The 18,458-nt window shown below is 63.7% G+C and carries 14 protein-coding genes; 8 read left to right on the top strand and 6 right to left on the bottom strand.

All coding sequences use genetic code 11. The features are described from left to right. Positions 1 to 98 precede the first annotated feature (98 nt). The 6 genes from YUO_RS0132225 to hpaH all read right to left on the bottom strand — a co-directional run bounded on the left by YUO_RS0132225 (position 99) and on the right by hpaH (position 6,494). The gene (locus YUO_RS0132225; RefSeq protein WP_028350933.1) at positions 99 to 1,727 is read right to left on the bottom strand and encodes a thiamine pyrophosphate-dependent enzyme; all 1,629 of its coding nucleotides are present in this window, start codon (positions 1,725 to 1,727) and stop codon (positions 99 to 101) included. 28 nt (positions 1,728 to 1,755) lie between these two features. After that, positions 1,756 to 2,625 (bottom strand): fumarylacetoacetate hydrolase family protein, encoded by an 870-nt coding sequence (locus YUO_RS0132220; RefSeq protein ID WP_028350932.1) that lies wholly within the window; start codon positions 2,623 to 2,625, stop codon positions 1,756 to 1,758. A 4-nt stretch (positions 2,626 to 2,629) separates the two neighbouring features. Further along, positions 2,630 to 3,613 carry a 3,4-dihydroxyphenylacetate 2,3-dioxygenase gene (gene hpaD, locus YUO_RS0132215; RefSeq protein WP_028350931.1) on the bottom strand — a complete coding sequence of 328 codons (984 nt, stop codon included), beginning with the start codon at positions 3,611 to 3,613 and terminating at the stop codon, positions 2,630 to 2,632. A 109-nt stretch (positions 3,614 to 3,722) separates the two neighbouring features. Then, positions 3,723 to 5,267: a 5-carboxymethyl-2-hydroxymuconate semialdehyde dehydrogenase gene (gene hpaE, locus YUO_RS0132210; protein WP_028350930.1), complete on the bottom strand. Its 1,545-nt coding sequence runs from the start codon at positions 5,265 to 5,267 to the stop codon at positions 3,723 to 3,725. Beyond that, positions 5,260 to 5,658 (bottom strand): 5-carboxymethyl-2-hydroxymuconate Delta-isomerase, encoded by a 399-nt coding sequence (locus tag YUO_RS0132205; protein WP_028350929.1) that lies wholly within the window; start codon positions 5,656 to 5,658, stop codon positions 5,260 to 5,262. The genes hpaE and YUO_RS0132205 overlap by 8 nt, the downstream gene beginning before the upstream one ends. 29 nt (positions 5,659 to 5,687) lie before the next feature. After that, entirely contained in the window at positions 5,688 to 6,494 is an 807-nt protein-coding gene (gene hpaH / locus YUO_RS0132200) for a 2-oxo-hept-4-ene-1,7-dioate hydratase (protein WP_028350928.1), read from the bottom strand. Positions 6,495 to 6,641: 147 nt separating this feature from the next. On the opposite strand from hpaH, the gene hpaR reads away from it, so the two are divergent. The 8 genes from hpaR to YUO_RS0132160 all read left to right on the top strand — a co-directional run bounded on the left by hpaR (position 6,642) and on the right by YUO_RS0132160 (position 18,447). Then, positions 6,642 to 7,178: a homoprotocatechuate degradation operon regulator HpaR gene (hpaR, locus tag YUO_RS0132195; RefSeq protein ID WP_028350927.1), complete on the top strand. Its 537-nt coding sequence runs from the start codon at positions 6,642 to 6,644 to the stop codon at positions 7,176 to 7,178. Between the two features lie 210 nt (positions 7,179 to 7,388). Further along, positions 7,389 to 8,474 carry a malate/lactate/ureidoglycolate dehydrogenase gene (locus YUO_RS0132190; RefSeq protein WP_028350926.1) on the top strand — a complete coding sequence of 362 codons (1,086 nt, stop codon included), beginning with the start codon at positions 7,389 to 7,391 and terminating at the stop codon, positions 8,472 to 8,474. A 52-nt stretch (positions 8,475 to 8,526) separates the two neighbouring features. After that, a complete protein-coding gene (locus YUO_RS0132185; protein WP_028350925.1) occupies positions 8,527 to 9,306 on the top strand; it encodes an HpcH/HpaI aldolase family protein in 780 nt (259 codons plus the stop codon). A gap of 110 nt (positions 9,307 to 9,416) precedes the next feature. Further along, entirely contained in the window at positions 9,417 to 10,943 is a 1,527-nt protein-coding gene (locus YUO_RS0132180) for a UxaA family hydrolase (protein ID WP_028350924.1), read from the top strand. A 162-nt stretch (positions 10,944 to 11,105) separates the two neighbouring features. Further along, complete coding sequence (locus YUO_RS0132175) at positions 11,106 to 14,384, top strand: transglutaminase family protein (protein WP_028350923.1); 3,279 nt, start codon at positions 11,106 to 11,108, stop codon at positions 14,382 to 14,384. Between the two features lie 28 nt (positions 14,385 to 14,412). Next, on the top strand, positions 14,413 to 16,923 hold the full coding sequence (locus YUO_RS0132170; protein ID WP_028350922.1) for a circularly permuted type 2 ATP-grasp protein: 2,511 nt from the start codon (positions 14,413 to 14,415) through the stop codon (positions 16,921 to 16,923). Further along, positions 16,920 to 17,798, top strand: a complete 879-nt coding sequence (locus tag YUO_RS0132165) for a transglutaminase family protein (RefSeq protein WP_028350921.1) — start codon at positions 16,920 to 16,922, stop codon at positions 17,796 to 17,798. The genes YUO_RS0132170 and YUO_RS0132165 overlap by 4 nt, the downstream gene beginning before the upstream one ends. 226 nt (positions 17,799 to 18,024) lie before the next feature. Next, entirely contained in the window at positions 18,025 to 18,447 is a 423-nt protein-coding gene (locus tag YUO_RS0132160) for a cache domain-containing protein (RefSeq protein ID WP_051379747.1), read from the top strand. Positions 18,448 to 18,458 lie beyond the last annotated feature (11 nt).

Below are 18,458 nucleotides of genomic sequence, written 5' to 3'. Positions count from 1 at the left end.
CTGAGGAGCCGCGTAGCGGCGTCTCGAAGGATGAATGGCACCAGCCGGGCCTCATGGTTCGAGACGGCGCAAAGTGCGCCTCCTCACCATGAGGTTGACTACGGCTTCGCCGGGTGAATGAACGTCCACGGCGAGACTTCCGAATCCGTTGGCACCTCCACCGAGATCACGCACGGCCCGCCATCGGCCAGCGCCTTCTCCAGCGCGGGCCGGAACTGATCCGGCGAAGTTACCCGCGCGGCTCCCGCGCCGAAGGATTCGGCGAGCTTCACGAAATCCGGATTGACCAGATCGGACGCCACCACGCGGCCATCAAAATGCTGGCGCTGATCGCGGCGCACATTGCCATAGGCGTTGTTGTTAAACACCAGCGTGACCACGCCGATCTTGAACTGCACGGCGGTCGATAGTTCCTGCACGCCAAACATGAAGCCGCCGTCGCCCGTGATCGCGACCACCGGGCGGTCCGGGTTGGCGACCTTGGCGCCCAGCGCGGTGGGGAAGCCGGAGCCGAGGGTGCCCTGATAGCCCGAAGTGATAAAGGTGCGCGGCTCGTAGACCGGAAAGCCGTACCAGGAGGCGAAGCCGACTTGCGAGAGCTCATCGGTGACGATCGCATTGGCCGGCAGTACCTCGCGCAGAATGTTCAGATAGGCCATTTGCGGCTGGACCTTCTGGATCTCCTGATGCGCCGCTGCGGTGGCTTCGCGGATTTCGGCACGTCGGCCGTTGGTCCTGCTATAGCCAGCCTTCTTCACAGCAGCCACGAGATCGGCCGTGCCAGCTCTCGCATCCGCGACCACGGCGGCGTCGGATGCTAGCCGGCGCATCTCGGCCGGATCGATATCGATGCGAACGGATTTTAGTCCCTTCGGCTGGTACGGCCAGCGGAATCCAGAAGCCGGTAGCTCCATGCGCGTGCCGATCCCGATCATCAGATCGGTGGTCGGCCAGAGCCTGTAGGCCGCCGCCATGGTCAGCCCGAGCTCGTGCGCGTTGGAGACGACGCCGCGGCCGCTGCGGAACGCCACGACCGGCGCATCGATCATTTCGGCCAGTTCGAGAATTTCCTCGCGCGCATGGATCGCGCCGCTGCCGACGAAGATCATCGGCCGCTTCGCATCCTTGATCAGCGCAGCCGCCGCCTTCATCCGGTCGGGATCGGGTTGCGGCGCTGGAAACGGATCGAACACGGTTGAGGCGCCGACCTGCGCGCGCTGCGTAAAGATGTCCCACGGCATTTCCAGCGACACCGGCCCGCGGCGGCCCGATATCATCTCCTGAAACGCGCGCGACACCGCGGTGGGCGCCACATCGGGATATTCGATGCGCTCGGCCCATTTCACGAAGGTGCGCAGCGTTGCGAGCTGGTCCGGCATCTCGTGCAGGTGGCCGCGGCCCTTGCCGAGAAACGCCGTTGGCACCTGTCCGGTCAGGCACAGCACCGGCTCGTTGCAGCCGAACGCAGTGAGCAGCGCCGCACTGGCATTGAGGACGCCCGGACCGGGCACCACGCTGAACACGCCCGGCTTGCCCGATGAACGCGCATAACCAAAGGCCATGTAGCCGCAGGCTTGTTCATGCCGCGCGCCGATCACCTTCAACTGCGCCTGATGGAAGGCGTCGAACAGGCCGTAGATCTGCGCGCCGGGCAGGCCGAACACGGTGTCGACGCCATGCGCGACGAGGCCGTTGACGATCGCTTCGCCGCCGGAAGTTGATTTCATCGTTCTGTCCACTCGCTCACGGAATTTGTCAGGCTTCGTCGATGACGCCGTTTTTGAGCACACCGATACCATCGGCTTCAACCTCGATGACGTCGCCAGGCTTCAGATAACGCGGCGGGTCGAACCGCGCGCCGGCGCCGGTGGGCGTACCCGTCACGATGACGTCGCCCGGCACCAGCGTGGTGAAGGTCGAGAGATAGTTGATCAGGTAGCGGAAGCCAAAGATTAACCGGCCGGTGCGGTCATCCTGCCGGGTCTCGCCATTGACCTTCGTGGTAAGGCGGATGTCCGCAATCTGGCTTTCATCGGTGTAGGGCACGATCCAGGGGCCGAGGCTGCCGGTGGAATCGAAATTTTTGCCCTGGGTGACGTTGAACTTGGCGTGCCGCACCCAATCGCGGATGGTGCCCTCGTTGCAGAGCGTGATGGCGGCGATGTGGTCCAGCGCGTCGGTCTCCTTGATGTGTCGGCCGGCCTTGCCGATCACAAGCACCAGCTCGCCCTCGTAATCGAGTTGCGTCGAGGCGCGCGGGCGGACCAGCGGCGCGTCGTGGCCGACAAAGGAGCGCGGTGTGCGCATGAACATGCTCGGATATTTCGGCGCGTCCTGGCCGTCCTTGTATTCGGCGTTGCGGTCGGGGTAGTTCACGCCGATGCAGACGATCTTTTCCGGCGCGGGGATCGGCGGCTGCCAATTGATCGCATCGAGCGCGTAATCCGGCGCGCGCCGCGCCGCGTCTTCGGCGAGTTTCATCAGCGCGCCGGCGGCGATGACTTCGCGCAGCGTCGGATATTCCTTTCCGAAGCGCGTCGAGAGATCGACGATGCCGGCATCGGTCACGGCGCCGTATTTTTGCGTGCCGTTGACGGTGAAGGTAGCGAGACGGAGAGGGGCCATCCGATCAATCCGCGATCAAGACGTCGGCGACAAAGAGCGGCTCGCGGACCTCCTGACCAGTGAAGGACGAACCCTCCTCGAACCAGGAGCGCGGCGCAGGAGCGCCCCACAGCGTTTGCCGGCGCGGGTCCTTTAGCGACCAGCGCAGCGGCTCGTGGTCGTGGTCTCCCGTGAAGTAGTCGCTGGTGTAGAGTTCGAGCCGGTGGCCATCCGGGTCCCGGACATAGAGGAAGAATGCATTCGAGATGCCGTGGCGGCCCGGGCCGCGCTCGATGTTCTTCAGATATCCGCTTGAAGCCATCACGTCGCAGAGATGCAGGACGTTCATCGCCGTCGGCACCCAATAGGCAAAATGGTGCAGGCGAGGGCCGCGGCCGTTGGTGATGGCGAGGTCGTGGACATTGCCCTTGCGGTGCATCCAGGCCGCTGCGATCCGCCCGTTCTGGCCGTCTTCCTCGCCGTATTCGGTCAGCCGGAAGCCGAGCCGCGCATAGAAATCGATGGTGCCCTGAACCTCGGGCGCGAAGACGTTGAAATGATCGAGCCGCTGCGGATGGCAGCCTTTGTAGAGATCGTAGCGCCGCAGCAGATGCGGGCGCTTGTCCATCGACGCATAGAGCTCGAGTTGGAAGCCGGCGGGATCGGTGAACTGCAACGTGCGGCCCTGGAACGGCTGATCGGCGAAGGCGTAAGGGATGCCGTTCTCGGAAAAGAAGGTCGCGGCCTTGTCGAGGTCGCCGTCATTGCCGACCTTGAAGCCGAGCCGGTTGCAGGCCGCGGTAGGGGCCTTCCGCAGTACCAGCGAGTGATGCTGATGCTCCTCGCTGCCGCGCAAATAGACCGCCTTGTCGTCGCTATCCTCGACATGCAGGCCGACGGTGTTTTCGTAGAACGCGCGGCTCTTGCCGAGGTCGGTGACGTCGAGCACGGCGTGGCTGCTGCGGATGATGTTGAACGGTGGGGTGAATGTGTGTGTCGGAACAGGCATGTGGTTTCCAGTCCTCAATTGTTAATCCTCATGGTGAGGAGGCGCGAAGCGCCGTCTCGAACCATGTGGCCCGTGGCCCATCCTTCGAGACGCGGGCTGCGCCCGCTCCTCAGGATGAGGGCAGGCCGAGTCTCTGAATCTTGTGCGTCCCGCGGGCGAGCGAGACGTGCTTGGTTTCCATGTAGAACTCGAACGAGTAGTCACCGCCGTCGCGGCCGATCCCTGAAGCTTTCATGCCGCCGAACGGCGTCGGCAGATGGCGGACGTTTTCGGAATTGAGCCAGATCATGCCGGCCTCCAGCGCATCCGCCACGCGCAATGCGCGGCCCATGTCGCCGGTCCAGACATAGCCGGTGAGGCCGTATTGCACGCCATTGGCGATCTCGATGGCGTCGTTCTCATCCTTGAACGGGATCACGGTCAGGAACGGGCCGAACACTTCCTCCTGCGCCACCCGCATCTTTGAGTGTGCGCCGGTGACCAGCGTCGGCTGGACGTAATGCCCGCCGCCGGGGCCGTCGTGCGGCTTGCCGCCGACTGCGATGGTTGCGCCGTCCTTCCGCGCGACCTCGAAATAGCTGCAGACTTTTGCCAGATGCCGCTCATGGATCAGGGGGCCGATCTCGGTCGCCGGGTCGAGCGGGTGCCCGACCTTCAGGGCCTTCACCCTTGCGGTCAGCTTTTCGATGAATTGATCGGCGATACCTTGCTGGACCAGCAGCCGGCTCGACGAGGTGCAGCGCTCGCCGTTGAGCGAGTAGATCATGAAGACCACCGCATCCAGCGCCCGCTCGAGATCGGCGTCGTCGAACACGATCACCGGGTTCTTGCCGCCAAGCTCGAAGTGCACGCGCTTCAGGGTAGGGGCGCCCTGCGCCATGATCGCGGAACCGGTCGAACTCTCGCCGACAAAGCCGATCGCCTTGATGGCGGGATGCTCGGTCAGCGCCTTGCCCGCTTCCTCACCCATGCCATGGACCGTGTTGAGCACGCCGTCGGGAAGGCCAGCCTGCTTTGCGAGTTTTGCCAAGAGGTCCGCCGTAACCGGCGACCATTCGGCCGGCTTGTGCACGACGGTGCAGCCGGCAGCCAGCGCTGGCGCGATCTTCCAGGTCGACAGCATGAACGGCGTGTTCCACGGCGTGATCACGCCGACCGGGCCGATCGGCACCCGGGTCGAGATGTTCCAGTGCTCCTCGGAGGGCATGTTGAGGCCGTCCCGGGCCTCGCCGCACTTGTCGGCAAAGAAGCGGAAATTCTCCGCCGCCCGGATCGCGGCTTTGGCCATGAAGCGGTGGGCCTGCCCGGTGTCGACGCATTCCAGCACCGCGATATCGTCGGCGTGGTCCTCGATCGCGTCGGCCACGCGATGCAGCAATTTCTTCCGCGCGGCGGCGGACATGTCGCGCCATGATTTGAAGGCCGTTGCGGCGGCGGTTGCTGCGCGGTCGATGTCTTCGGCATTGCCGCGCGCGACCGATGCCAGTACTGCGCCATCAACCGGGGACTTCGTCTCAAATGTCTGGCCGGAGACCGACGGCACGGTCTTGCCGTCGATCATGTGGGCGATGCCTTCGCTCTTCAGCCTAGCGAGCAGGGGAGCCACACGGTCGCGGTTGGCCTGAAACCCGTCCTTGGGTGTCACCTTATCCATTGATAGCCTCCACCTTCAGAGCGTCGTGGATGTTGTTGCGCTTCCAGCTTGTTTCCTTGTCGTTGATCTGCATGTCGAACGACAGCGCGAACTTTTCGCGCGCAAACACCGGATCAAGGTGGGCCGACAACGCCTTGAATATATGTTCGCCGGCCTTCTTGCGCGTGGCGAGGTCGCGGCCCTCGCCAAGCCGCAACACCATGTCGAGAAAGCCGTAAGCCTGGCGGCCGTCCGCGATCGCATAGTTCTCGCATCTGATCGCGCGGACGCGGATACCCCCGAGCGGGAAGATGCCGGTTTCCACCGCCGCCTTCCGGACCAGTTCCACCACCGCGCCCATGTCGACGCGCCCATCGAGATTGGCTGAATATTCAATCGTGAAGTGCGGCATGTTCCGATGGCTCCTGTCGTCCTAAAGCGTCAGGCGAAGTAGCAACTCACCGAACCGTAAGGTCCATAATCCGCCTGGATCGTGTCGCCTTTGCGGGTTTCGATCGGGCGGATGAACGAGCCCGCCAGCACCACTTGGCCGGCTTCGAGCGCTAACCCATTCGGTGCGATCTTGTTGGCAAGCCACGCCACCGACGTGGCCGGATGATTGAGGACTCCGGCCGCAAGCCCGGTCTCTTCAAGCTGACCGTTGCGGAAACAGAGCGCGCCGATCCAGCGCAGGTCGGCGTCCATTGGCCGGATCGGGCGGCCGCCAAGCACGATGCCGGCATTCGCGGCGTTGTCGGCAACGGTGTCGAATATCTTCCGGGTCGCCTTGGTCTGCGGATCGATCCGCTCGACCCGTGTATCCAGAATCTCCAGCGCTGGCACCACGAAATCGGTGGCGTTGAGCACGTCGAACATCGTGCTATCAGGTCCGGACAGCCGCGACTTCATCACGAAGGCGAGTTCGGCCTCGACGCGGGTGGCGATGAAACGATCTGAAGGCACAAGCCCGCCGTCGGCAAAGAACATGTCATCGAGCAGGATGCCGGAGTCAGGCTCGTCAATATTGAGCGCGCTCTGCATTGCCTTCGAGGTCAGGCCGATCTTGTGGCCCTTCACGGTGCGCCCCTGCGCGACCTTCATCTCGACCCAAGCTTTTTGAATAGCGTAGGCATCCTCGATCGTTATGCCGGGATGTTCAAGCGAAAGCTGCCGGATCTGTTTGCGGGTCTTTTCCGCGGCATCGAGCCGCTCGGCGGCGCTTCGGATATCGTCTCTGGAAAGGGCCATGGGCGTCCGGCTCGATCAGCAAAAAAGCGGGTGCTGAAATTTGTTTAACATGTTAAGTTATCCGGCGCAAACTGATTTGATGCTTGTTGCGCCGCAAAACTCTATCCTTGGCTCGATCGAGGATTCTCGATGGGCGGGCCACTGAAGATGTCAGGCAAGAAATCGCCGAACGGATCGCGTTCGGACCAGGAGGGAACGGCGGAGGCACGCCGCGGGCCGATGCGCGAATTCTCGCGCTCGCTGCCGATGTCGCTCTTGCGCGCGCGCGAAGCCGTGATGCGCCAGTTCCGTCCGTCCCTGCGCAATCATGGACTGACCGAGCAGCAATGGCGAATCCTGCGTGCGCTGACGGCGGTGGATACCATCGAGGTGACGGAGCTGGCGCGCGTCGCGTTCCTGCTGGGGCCGAGCCTGTCGCGAATCCTGCGCGATCTCGAAGCGCGCGACCTGATCGAACGCCGCGCGGCCAAGGCTGATCTTCGCCGTGGCGAGGTGTCGATCTCCTCCAAGGGGCTGAAGCTGATCGAGGCCGTCGCGCCCACCTCGGAAGCGATCTACGCGGAGATCACGCACCGTTTTGGCGCGCGCAAGCTCGCCGAATTGCAGGACATGCTGGGCGAACTCGAGCGCAGCCTTGCCGCGATGGAGGTAGCGGGTGAGGGCGAGGCCGAAGCAGACGAGTAAGCGCAAATTTGCATGATGCTACTGGCCCGATGCATAGCGGCCGGACAAATGATTGCAATCATTTGCCAAATGCGACTGAGGCGGTAGACACGCACGCGATTTTTCGTTCAAAGTGCCGGCCAAGCCGGTCATCAAAACCGGTGCGGGAGTCGCGGGGCTAGCTGCTCAAACGCAGGATCTCCCGTGCAAGGACAGGGCTGAAATCCGGACATGGTCACAATAAAAGTCAACAATCTGATCGATTTCGTCACAGAGGTTTTTTCGCATTCGGAATCCTCGCCCGAGGAAGCAAGGCGCATCGCCACTTATCTCACGACAGCCAATCTCACCGGCCATGACAGCCACGGCGTGATCCGGGTTCCGGTCTACGTCCGCTGGAAGAAGACAGGCAACGTCGTTCCCAACCAGACCCCTGAGATCGTCGTCGACAGCCCGTCGCTCGCTGTGGTCGATGGCAAGTTTGGCTATGGCCAGACCGTAACGCCATTCGCGGTGCGGACCGGCATTGAGAAGTGCAAGAAGGCGGGACTGTCAGCCATCGCGCTGCGCAACGCCGGCCACATCGGCCGCGTCGGCGACTGGGCTGAGATGGCCGCGGCCGAAGGGCTGGTGTCGGTGCACTTCGTCAACGCAGCCGGCTCGCTGCTGGTTGCACCCTACGGCGGCGTCCAGAAACGGCTCTCGACCGCGCCTTACTGCGTCGGCATTCCGCGCCAGGGGCAAGATCCGATCGTGCTCGATTTTGCAACGTCCATCGTCGCCGAGGGCAAGGTGCTGGTCGCCAGCCGCGGTGGCAAGAAACTGCCGACCGGCGCACTGGTCGATGCCGACGGCACGCTGAGCGAAGAGCCGTCCGTGCTCTATGGTCCCTACACGCCGGACGGACCGCGCGACCACACCAAGGGCACTGGCGCGATCCGTGCGTTCGGCGAGCACAAGGGCTCGGGGCTTGCCTTCATCTGCGAACTGCTCGGCGGTGCGTTGACCGGCACCGGCGCTACCTCGGGCGGCCGGCAGTTCGCCAACGGCATGCTTGCCTTCTATGTCGATCCCAAGGTGATCGACACGACCAACTATTTCGACGCTGAAATCTCGCGCTATACCGACTTCATCCGCCAGACCAAGCCGATCGCCGGCGTCGAGTCCGTGCTGGTCCCGGGCGATCCGGAACGGAAGACTCGCGCCGAGCGCACCAGGAACGGTGTGCCGCTGCCTGATGATACCTGGGCTGCGATCGTCAACACCGCCCGCGAGGTCGGCGTCAGCGAAGCGAGCATTCAGCGCGCGACCAGCTAATCAAATCTGCGAACTCCAACAAATTGTAACGATCACAAAGGGAAAGCGATCAATGGCAACCAACAACGTCAAGAAAGTATGGGCCTCGGGCAAGGCCGTGGTGAACGCGTGGCTCGCGATCCCCTCCGGCTTTTCGGCCGAAGTGATCGCGCAATGCGGCTTCGACAGCGTCACCGTCGATATGCAGCACGGCGTGCAGGATTACCTCTCGATGGTCCAATGCTTTCAGGCGATGAACGGCCATCCAGTGACGCCGATGGTCCGCGTGCCCTGGAACGAGCCCGGCATCATCGGCAAGGTGCTCGACGGCGGCGCCTATGGCGTGATCTGCCCGATGATCAACACCAAGGAGGAGGCGAAGAACCTCGTCCAGTACTCCAAGTATCCGCCGAAGGGCACGCGCTCGAACGGCCCGATCCGCTCCGGCATGTATGGCTCGGCCGGCACCTACCAGCAGACGGCGAACGATGAGATTGTGCTGCTGCCGATGATGGAGACCAGGACGGCGGTCGAAAACATGGAGTCGATCCTCGACGTCGAAGGCATCGACGGCGTCTATATCGGCCCGTCCGATCTCGGTTTCTCCTATGGCCTGGTGCCGAAGCTCGACCGCGACGAACCTGAAATTCTCAAGATCTATGAGAAGATCGTCAAGGAATGCGGCAAGCGCGGGCTCAATCCCGGCATCCACTGCTCCGGCGCCGAGGGCGCGGTGCGCGCCATCAACATGGGCTTCAAGCTCGTGACGCTGTCGAACGAGAGCGGCCTGATGATGACCTACGCCAAGATGCAAGTGAATCAGACGAGGAAGGATTCGGGCGGAAAAGCCTGAGAGGCGAATAGCGAGTAGCGAATGGCGAATAGAGTGTGGAGAGTAGCGTAACAGTGTTTACTATTCGCTACTCGCCATTCGCTATTCGCCGACTTTAGGAGACGACCCCAATGACCACCCCGGCACCCGTGATCCGCCTGCATCCTGACGATGGCGTGCTGATCGCGCGCGCGAGTCTGCCGCCGGGGATAGTGGTGGCCGAGGGCGTCACCACCACCGAACGGATTGCTGCCGGCCATAAGGTTGCGATCAGGCCGATCGCCGCAGGCGAGCCGGTCCGCCGCTACGGCCAGATCATCGGCTTTGCCACTGCGCCGATCGCGCCGGGCCAGCATGTGCATACGCAAAACTGCGGTATGGGCGATTTTGCGAAGGACTATGCCTATGGCGTCGACGTCAAGCCGGTGCCGAATTTCGATCTGCCGGCCACCTTCGACGGCATTCGCCGGGCCGACGGCCGCGTGGCGACGCGCAACTATATCGGCATCCTCACCTCGGTGAATTGCAGCGCTCATGTCGCCGGCATCGTCGCCGACATGTTCAAGAAGAACCCGTTCACCGGCGATAACCCGCTGGCCGACTATCCGAACGTCGACGGCGTGGTGGCGCTGACCCACAAGACCGGCTGCGGCATGACGCAGAACGAACCACTGGCGCTGTTGCGGCGGACACTCGGCGGCTACGCGCGGCATGCGAATTTCTCCCATGTGGTCGTGCTGGGCCTTGGCTGCGAGGTCAACCAGATCGGCGGGCTGATGGAGGAGCAGAAGCTCGCGGGACGTTTGCGCGCGATGGACATCCAGGAAGTCGGCGGCACCCGCAAGACGGTGGAGGCCGGCATCGCCTTCGTGAAGGAGGCGCTGACCGACGCCAATAAAGTAAAGCGCGAGAAGGTCGCGGCCAGCGAATTGACGGTGGCGCTGCAATGCGGTGGCTCCGATGGTTACTCGGGCGTTTCGGCCAATCCGGCGCTGGGTGCTGCGAGCGATCTGCTGGTGCGCCACGGCGGCACTGTGATCCTCTCGGAGACGCCGGAGACCTATGGCGCCGAACATCTGCTGACGCGGCGGGCTGTCAGCCGCGAGGTTGGCGAGAAACTCGTCGGCCTGATGCGCTGGTGGGAAGAATACACCAGGCGCGAAGGCGCCGAGATGAACGCCAATCCGAGCCCCGGCAACAAAGCCGGCGGCCTCACCACGATTCTTGAGAAATCACTGGGCGCGATGGCCAAGGCCGGCAGCACCAATCTGGTCGACGTGCTCAACTATGCTGAGCCCATCACCAAGAAGGGTTTTGTCTTCATGGACACGCCCGGCTACGACCCGGTTGCGGCGACAGGCCAGGTCGCGGGCGGCGCCAACCTCGTCTGCTTCACCACGGGCCGCGGCAGCGTGTTCGGCTGCAAGCCTGCGCCCTCGATCAAGCTCGCCACCAACACGCCGATGTACAAGCGCATGGAAGATGACATGGACGTCAATTGCGGCACCATCCTCGACGGCGAGGAAACCGTGCAGCAATGCGGCCAGCGCATTTTCGAATTGATGCTGAAGACGGCGTCGGGTCAGCCGACGAAGAGCGAGAGTTTCGATTTCGGCAGCGCCGAGTTCGCGCCGTGGGTCCTTGGGGCGACGATGTAAGGGAAGGCGAATAGCGAGTAGCGAATGGCGAATAGGGTAGTTCGGCTTTCCATTCGCTACTCGCTATTCGCCTGCGTGCTAGGCACGCGCTGCCCGTTGTTAATGCTTGATCCCGCCCGGAACCGGTGTTCTGCTTAAAAAAGCCGCTGGAGTCTCCGGTCCGTGTCGATCTACGTCGCACTACACCACGTCACGCACTACAAGTACGACCGACCGATCGATCTCGGCCCTCAGACCGTTCGCCTGCGTCCGGCGCCGCATACGCGGACGCCGATCCTGAGCTATTCGCTCAAGGTGACGCCAGCCAATCATTTCGTGAACTGGCAGCAGGATCCGCAGGGCAATTGGCTGGCGCGCTTCGTCTTTCCGGAGAAGGCGTCGGAGCTCAGAATAGAAGTCGACTTCACCGCGCAGATGACGGTCGTCAATCCCTTCGATTTCTTCGTCGAGCCCTATGCCAATTCCTTTCCGTTTCAGTACAGCAACGATCTCAAGACTGAGCTCGCGCCCTATCTCGCGACCTCTGAGCAGGGGCCGTTGTTCGCGGCTTACTTGAAGGAGATTCCGCGAGAGGCCGACAGCACGGTCAATTTCCTGGTCGAGCTCAACGCTCAGCTTCAGAAGAAGATCAAGTATGTCATCCGGATGGAGCCGGGCATTCAGACGCCGGAGGAGACGCTGGCGCGCGGTTCCGGCTCGTGCCGCGATTCCGCGTGGCTATTGATCCAGGCATTGCGGCATCTCGGCCTCGCCGCGCGCTTCGTCTCGGGCTACCTCATGCAGTTGCGTCCCGATATCGATCCTATCGAAGGCCCGCGCGAGGTCGAAAGCGATTTCACTGATCTGCACGCATGGGCGGAGGTCTACCTTCCCGGCGCAGGCTGGATCGGGTTCGACGTCACCTCGGGCATGCTGACGGGCGAGGGGCATATCCCCGTCGCTGCCACGCCGCATTATCGCTCCGCGGCGCCGGTCTCGGGCAGCGCCGGCTTCGCCAACGTCGAATTCGGTTTCGAGATGAGCGTCAGGCGCATCCGCGAGGCGCCGCGGATCACGCGGCCGTTCTCCGATGAATCCTGGGCACGGCTCGATCGGCTCGGCGAGCAGGTCGATGCCGATCTCAGGCGCGGCGACGTACGGCTGACCATGGGCGGCGAGCCGACCTTCGTCTCGATCGACGACCTGGAATCGCCGGAATGGAACATCGCTGCCATCGGCCCGACCAAGCAGGCGCTGGCGGATGAGCTGATCCGAAAGCTGGGTGCGCGTTTCGCGCCGGGCGGGTTACTGCATTACGGGCAAGGTAAATGGTATCCGGGCGAAAGCCTGCCGCGCTGGGCGTTCGGTCTCTATTGGCGCAAGGACGGCGTTCCGATCTGGAAGAATGCCGACCTGATCGCAAAGATCGAGAACCCGCACAAAGCCAATGTCGCCGACGCCCGGCGACTGATGGAAGGCATCGCGAAGCGGCTCGGCCTCGACGCCAGCTACGTGATGCCGGCATACGAAGACCCCGTGCATTGGCTGCAAAAGGAAGCCGCACTTCCGGTCAATGTCGATCCCGGCGACTCCAAGCTGTCCGATCCCGAAGAACGATCACGCATGGCGCGTGTGTTCGATGAAAGGCTCGACAAGCCGAAAGGGTTCGTGCTGCCGATCCAGCATGCGGACGCCGATGGTCCTCGCTGGATCAGCGAGCGCTGGCAATTCCGGCGCAGGCATTTGCTCCTGATCCCGGGCGATTCCCCGCTCGGGCTCCGGCTGCCGATGGCGTCGCTGCCGCATGTTCCGCCTGAAGAATATCCCTATGTCGTCGAGCAGGATCCGATGGAAGCGCGGCTGGAACTGGCGGCCGAGGACAAGGAACCTGAAGCAGGGGACACGCAACGGCGAGCGCACGATCCGAAAGCAAAACGCAAAACCAAGCCGGTGCGCACTGCAACCGCAGTCGAAACCCGCAACGGCGTCTTGTGCGTCTTCATGCCGCCGGTCGAGAAGCTCGAACACTATCTTCATCTGATCGCGGCGGTCGAAGCGACTGCCGAAGAGTTGCAGATCCCGGTTCATGTCGAGGGCTACGGACCGCCTTACGATCCGCGCGTGGAGGTCATCAAGGTAACGCCCGATCCCGGCGTGATCGAAATCAATGTCCAGCCGGCGCAAAGCTGGCGCGAGGCGGTCGACATCACCTTCGGCCTCTACGAAGACGCCGCGAAAGTCCGGCTCGGCGCCAACCGCTTTCTCGTCGACGGCCGCCACACCGGCACCGGCGGCGGCAACCATGTCGTGGTCGGCGGCTCTACGCCGCAGGATTCGCCGTTCCTGCGCCGCCCGGATTTGCTGAAGAGCCTGGTGCTGTACTGGCAGCGTCATCCGTCGCTGTCCTATTTGTTCTCCGGCATGTTCATCGGCCCGACGAGCCAGGCGCCGCGGATCGACGAGGCCCGGCACGACGGACTCTATGAACTCGAGATTGCGCTCTCGCATGTGCCGCCGCCCGATGTCGAAGCCCCGCTATGGCTGGTCGATCGCCTGTTCCGGCACATCCTGGTCGACATAACAGGCAATACCCATCGCGCCGAAATCTGCATCGACAAGCTCTATTCGCCGGATGGCCCGACCGGCCGACTGGGGCTGGTCGAATTCCGCGCGCTCGAAATGCCGCCCGACCCGCGAATGTCGCTGGCGCAGCAATTGTTGATCCGCGCGCTGATCGCAAAGCTCTGGCGCGAGCCGCAGCAGGGCAGGTTCGTGCGCTGGGGAACTGCGCTGCACGATCGCTTCATGCTGCCGCATTTCCTCTGGGAGGATTTTTTGGGCGTGCTCGATGAGCTCAAGCTATCCGGTTACGATTTCTCGCCGGAATGGTATCAGGCGCAGCTCGAATTCCGCTTTCCGGTGTTCGGCCGTGTCCACCACGGCGGCGTCGCGCTGGAATTGCGTCAGGCGCTGGAGCCCTGGCATGTGCTGGGCGAGGAGGGCTCGGCCGGCGGCACCGTGCGCTATGTCGATTCCTCCGTGGAGCGCCTGCAGGTCAAGACGACCGGCTTTGTCGAGGGACGCCACGTTGTGACCTGTAACGGCAGGCGGATGCCGATGACACCTACCGGCCGCTCGGGCGAGGCCGTGGCCGCCGTCCGCTTCAAGGCCTGGCAGCCGGCCTCGGGGCTGCATCCGACCATCCCGGTCCATGCGCCCCTGACATTTGACTTGATCGATAGCTGGAACGGCCGTTCGCTCGGCGGCTGCGTCTACCACGTCGCCCATCCCGGCGGCCGCAGCTACGATACCAAGCCGGTCAATTCCTATGAGGCGGAGGCGCGGCGGCTGGCCCGGTTTCAGGATCACGGCCACACCCCGGGGCGGATCGAGCCGCCCCCCGAGGAACGCACAATTGAATTCCCTTTGACGCTCGACTTGAGGACGCCGCTCCTGATCTAATCGGAAGCGACGGTCTCGGGGAATCGGAATGTCAGGCCAAGGCAACAGTCAGGAGAGCAAGGCCCGCCCGGGTCAGCGCCGGATGGCGCAATGGACGCGCGACTATGCGCGGCTGCCCGGCACTCCCGACGAATATATCGGGCCTGACGGCGCACCGCGCGCGGCCTGGACCCGCTTTTTCGATGCCTTTGCGGCGCTTTCGCCGCCAGATATCGAACGCCGCTTTGCCTCCGCCGACCGGCATCTGCGCGAGGCCGGCGTCACCTACCGCGCGCCCGGCGAGACAGCCGACCGGCTGTGGCCGCTCAGCCATCTGCCGCTGATCATCGACGAGGCCGATTGGCAGCAACTGACCACCGGTATCGCGCAGCGAGCACAGTTGTTCGAAATGATCCTGCGCGATCTCTATGGCGATGCCCGGCTGGTCAGCGAAGGCGCGGTGCCCGCGGCCGCGATTGCCGGCAGCAATGAATATCTGCGCGCCATCTGCGGCGTCAAACCACCCGGCGGGCGTCATCTTCATTTCTATGCCGCCGATGTCGGCCGCGGCCCTGACGGGCGCTGGTGGGTGCTGAACGACCGCACGCAGGCGCCGTCAGGCGCCGGCTATGCGCTGGAAAATCGCCTGGTGCTGTCGCGCGCCTTTTCCAATCTCTACAAGTCGATGAACGTCGAGCGCGTGGCGCCCTTCTTCGAAGCGTTCCGCGACGCGCTTCGCGCCAGCGCCGACCGTGACGAGCCGCGCATCGGCTTGTTGACGCCGGGCGCCTTCAGCGAAACCTATTTCGAACACGCCACGCTGGCGCGCTATCTCGGCTTTCTCCTGGTCGAAGGCGACGATCTCGCCGTCAGCGGCGACCGCGTCCATATCCGCACCGTCGCGGGCCTGAAGCGGCTCGACGTGCTGTTGCGCCGTGTCGATTCCAATTTTCTCGATCCGCTGGAGCTCGATGCCTCGTCGCATCTCGGCGTGCCGGGCCTGATCGATGTGCTGCGCAAGGACGGCGTCGTCGTCGCCAATATGCCGGGTTCGGGCGTATTGGAAGCGAGGGCGCTGCTTGGATTCCTGCCGAGCCTGTGCCGCCGCTTGCTCGGCGAGACCTTGATCATGCCGCACATCGCGACCTGGTGGTGCGGCCAGAAATCCGCGCGTGAGGAAGTGCTGTCGCGGCTGGAGGATTTCGTCATCGAGGGTGCCTACGGCCGGGCCGTTCCCGGCTTTTCCAGCCATGCGCCCGTGCTCGCCGGCGAGTTGCCGCCAGCCGAGCGCGACCGGCTCTGGCAGGCGATCACCGACCGTGGCATCGATTATGTCGGCCAGGAACTGGTGCGCTTGTCGACGACGCCGGTGTGGGAAGAGGGGCGGATCACGCCGCGCCCGTTCGTGCTCCGGGTATTTGCCGCGGCTACTCCACAAGGCTGGAGCATCATGCCCGGCGGGTTCTGCCGGATTGCCGAAAAGGCGGATGCGCGTGCGGTGTCGATGGGCGACGGCGTGCGGTCGGCGGATGTCTGGGTGGTGTCCGACAAGGCCGTAGCGTCGGCGACGCTGTTGCCCGGCGCCGACACGGTGCGGATCAGGCGGATCGCCGGCGTGGTACCGAGCCGTGCCGCGGACAATCTGTTCTGGCTTGGCCGCTATCTCGAACGCGCCGAGGCGACGCTGCGGCTGATCCGTGCGCTCGGCACTTCGACGCGTGATCCTGCCAAGGGAGCGTCAACCGCGTTGCATTCGGTCGAGCGTATCCAGCGGATTCTCGTGACCTGGGGCGCTACCTCGCAGGCGACGCGGACCAATCCGGCGCGGGTCATTGCGGAAGCGCTGCAGAGCGAGGAGAAGTTCGGTTCGGCGCTTTCGCTGGTGCGATCGGTGCAGCGGACTGCGAGTTCGCTGCGCGAGCGGCTTTCGCCCGATGCCTGGCAGATCATCACCGAGATGGTGGAGCGCCTCGCGCTGCAGGTCGACGACGACGACAGCATTGTCAGCGCCGCTGAATTGACGCTGCAGGAGCTGGCGAGCCTTGCCGGCCTTGCGCAGGAAAACATGAACCGCGCCGCCGGCTGGCGCTTCCTCGACATGGGCCGCCGCGCCGAGCGCGCTATCAACACCGTGCGGTTCGCCCGGCAGTTCGCCTATGACGAGGCCAGCGACGAAGACCTCGACGTACTGCTCACATTGGTGGATTGCCAGATCACCTATAGGTCGCGCTACCTGGTAGGCCCGGCGCTGGCGCCGGTTCGCGACCTCGCCGTGCTCGATCCTTATAATCCGCGCTCGGTCGCCTTTCAGGTCGCAGCGCTCAACGACCACATTGCGGCGCTGCCAAGCCTGAAGGAACATGGTTTGATCGAGCGGCCACAGCGGCTGGCAGTGGCGTTGCAGGCGACGCTGACGACGGCGGAGGCCGAGACGCAGGATGTGAAAGCGCTGTTTGCACTCGAACAGGATCTGCTCAATCTGGCCGACGCCATCGGCCTGCATTACTTCCCGCACGGGCCCAATGCGAGCCGGCCGGAGAAGCTCACGGGCCTCGCGTGATCTACGACATCCGTCACGTCACGACCTACGCTTACGAGAGCCCGGTGAGTTTTGCGCGCTGCTCGCTGCGGCTGGAGCCGCGAACCGGCGACGGGCAGCAATTGATCTCGCACGCGGTCGAGATCCGGCCGCGGCCGGCCGAACGCACGGTGCGGCGGGACTTTTTCGGAGCGCACACCGAGAGCGTGCTGATCGAGACCGCGCATCGCAATTTGCGGATCGATTCCCGCTCACGGGTGTCGGTCGCGCGTCAAGCGCCTGGTCGCACGGCGCCCAGCCCGCCCTGGGAGAGAATCCGCGACGCGGCGTTTGAGGCTACCAGCCTCGGTCCCGCTTCGCCGGTCGGATACGTCTTTGCAAGCTCGCTGGTGCCGGTGCTGGCGCCGCTCACTGCCTATGCCGCGCCAAGCTTCGCGCCGGGCGGCGGCATCCTCACGGGCGCCGTCGACCTGATGCGCCGCATCCGCAGCGATTTTAGGTACGACTCCAAGGCCACCGTGATTTCGACGCCGCTTAAGGAAGTGTTCGAGAAGCGCCACGGCGTCTGCCAGGATTTTGCCCATGTGATGATTGCGGGCCTGCGCGGGCTCGGCCTGCCGGCGGCCTATGTCAGCGGCTATCTGCGCACCGTTCCGCCCGCCGGCCAGCCGCGCCTGCAGGGCGCCGACGCCAGCCACGCCTGGGTCTCGGTCTGGTGCGGCGCCGAGCTTGGCTGGGTCGGCTTCGATCCGACCAACGACCTCCTGGTCGAGAACGATCATATCGTCCTGTCGATCGGCAGGGACTTCTCCGACGTCTCGCCGGTCGACGGCATCATCGTCGGATCGCCCAAGCAGAAGCTCAACGTCGCCGTCGACGTGCTGCTGGTGGAATGAGGCTGGAATGCCTCAGTGCCGGACTTCTTAAGAATTGGTTGTCCTGCCGCAGCGGCTAAGCCGCGCTAATCTCCGCTGCACTACGGATAGGCACTTTAACGGATGGTTTGCACTTTTGTTGCCAGCATGACGTGCGCGGATCCGCGCCTGCAAGTTGCGTCCACCTAGCCAGGAGATAATCGTGAACAATTGGTCAACAAAGCCTTTCGTTTCCGCCGTGGCAGCCATGCTTGTTTTCGGCGGTAGCGCCGGCGCGGGCGGCGGCGCAAGCAAGGATGAAGCCGTTGCCATGGTCAAGCAGGCCGTTACCTTCATCAAGGAGCAGGGACCCGAAAAGGCGTATCCCGAGATCACCAACAAGGCCAGCAAGTTCCGCGACCGCGATCTCTATGTCGTGGTCTACCAGCTCGACGGCAAAGTGCTGGCTCACGGCTCGAACGAGAAGTTCGTCGGCAAGGATCTGATCGACGCCCAGGATGTCGACGGCAAACTCTACGTCAAGGAACGCGTCGAACTCGCCGCCAAGCAGCCTTCGTTCTGGCAGGATTACAAGTTCGTCAATCCGGTGAGCAAGAAGGTCGAGCCGAAGGAAATGTACTGCGAGAAGCTGGATAACACGGCCGTCTGTGCGGGCGTCTACAAGCTCTGACCCCGATCAAG

This window comes from Bradyrhizobium murdochi (assembly GCF_000472965.1).
Taxonomy (GTDB): domain Bacteria; phylum Pseudomonadota; class Alphaproteobacteria; order Rhizobiales; family Xanthobacteraceae; genus Bradyrhizobium; species Bradyrhizobium murdochi.
The sequence above is the reverse complement of the archived record's forward strand: the minus strand, read 5'-3'. Positions and strand labels throughout refer to the sequence as shown.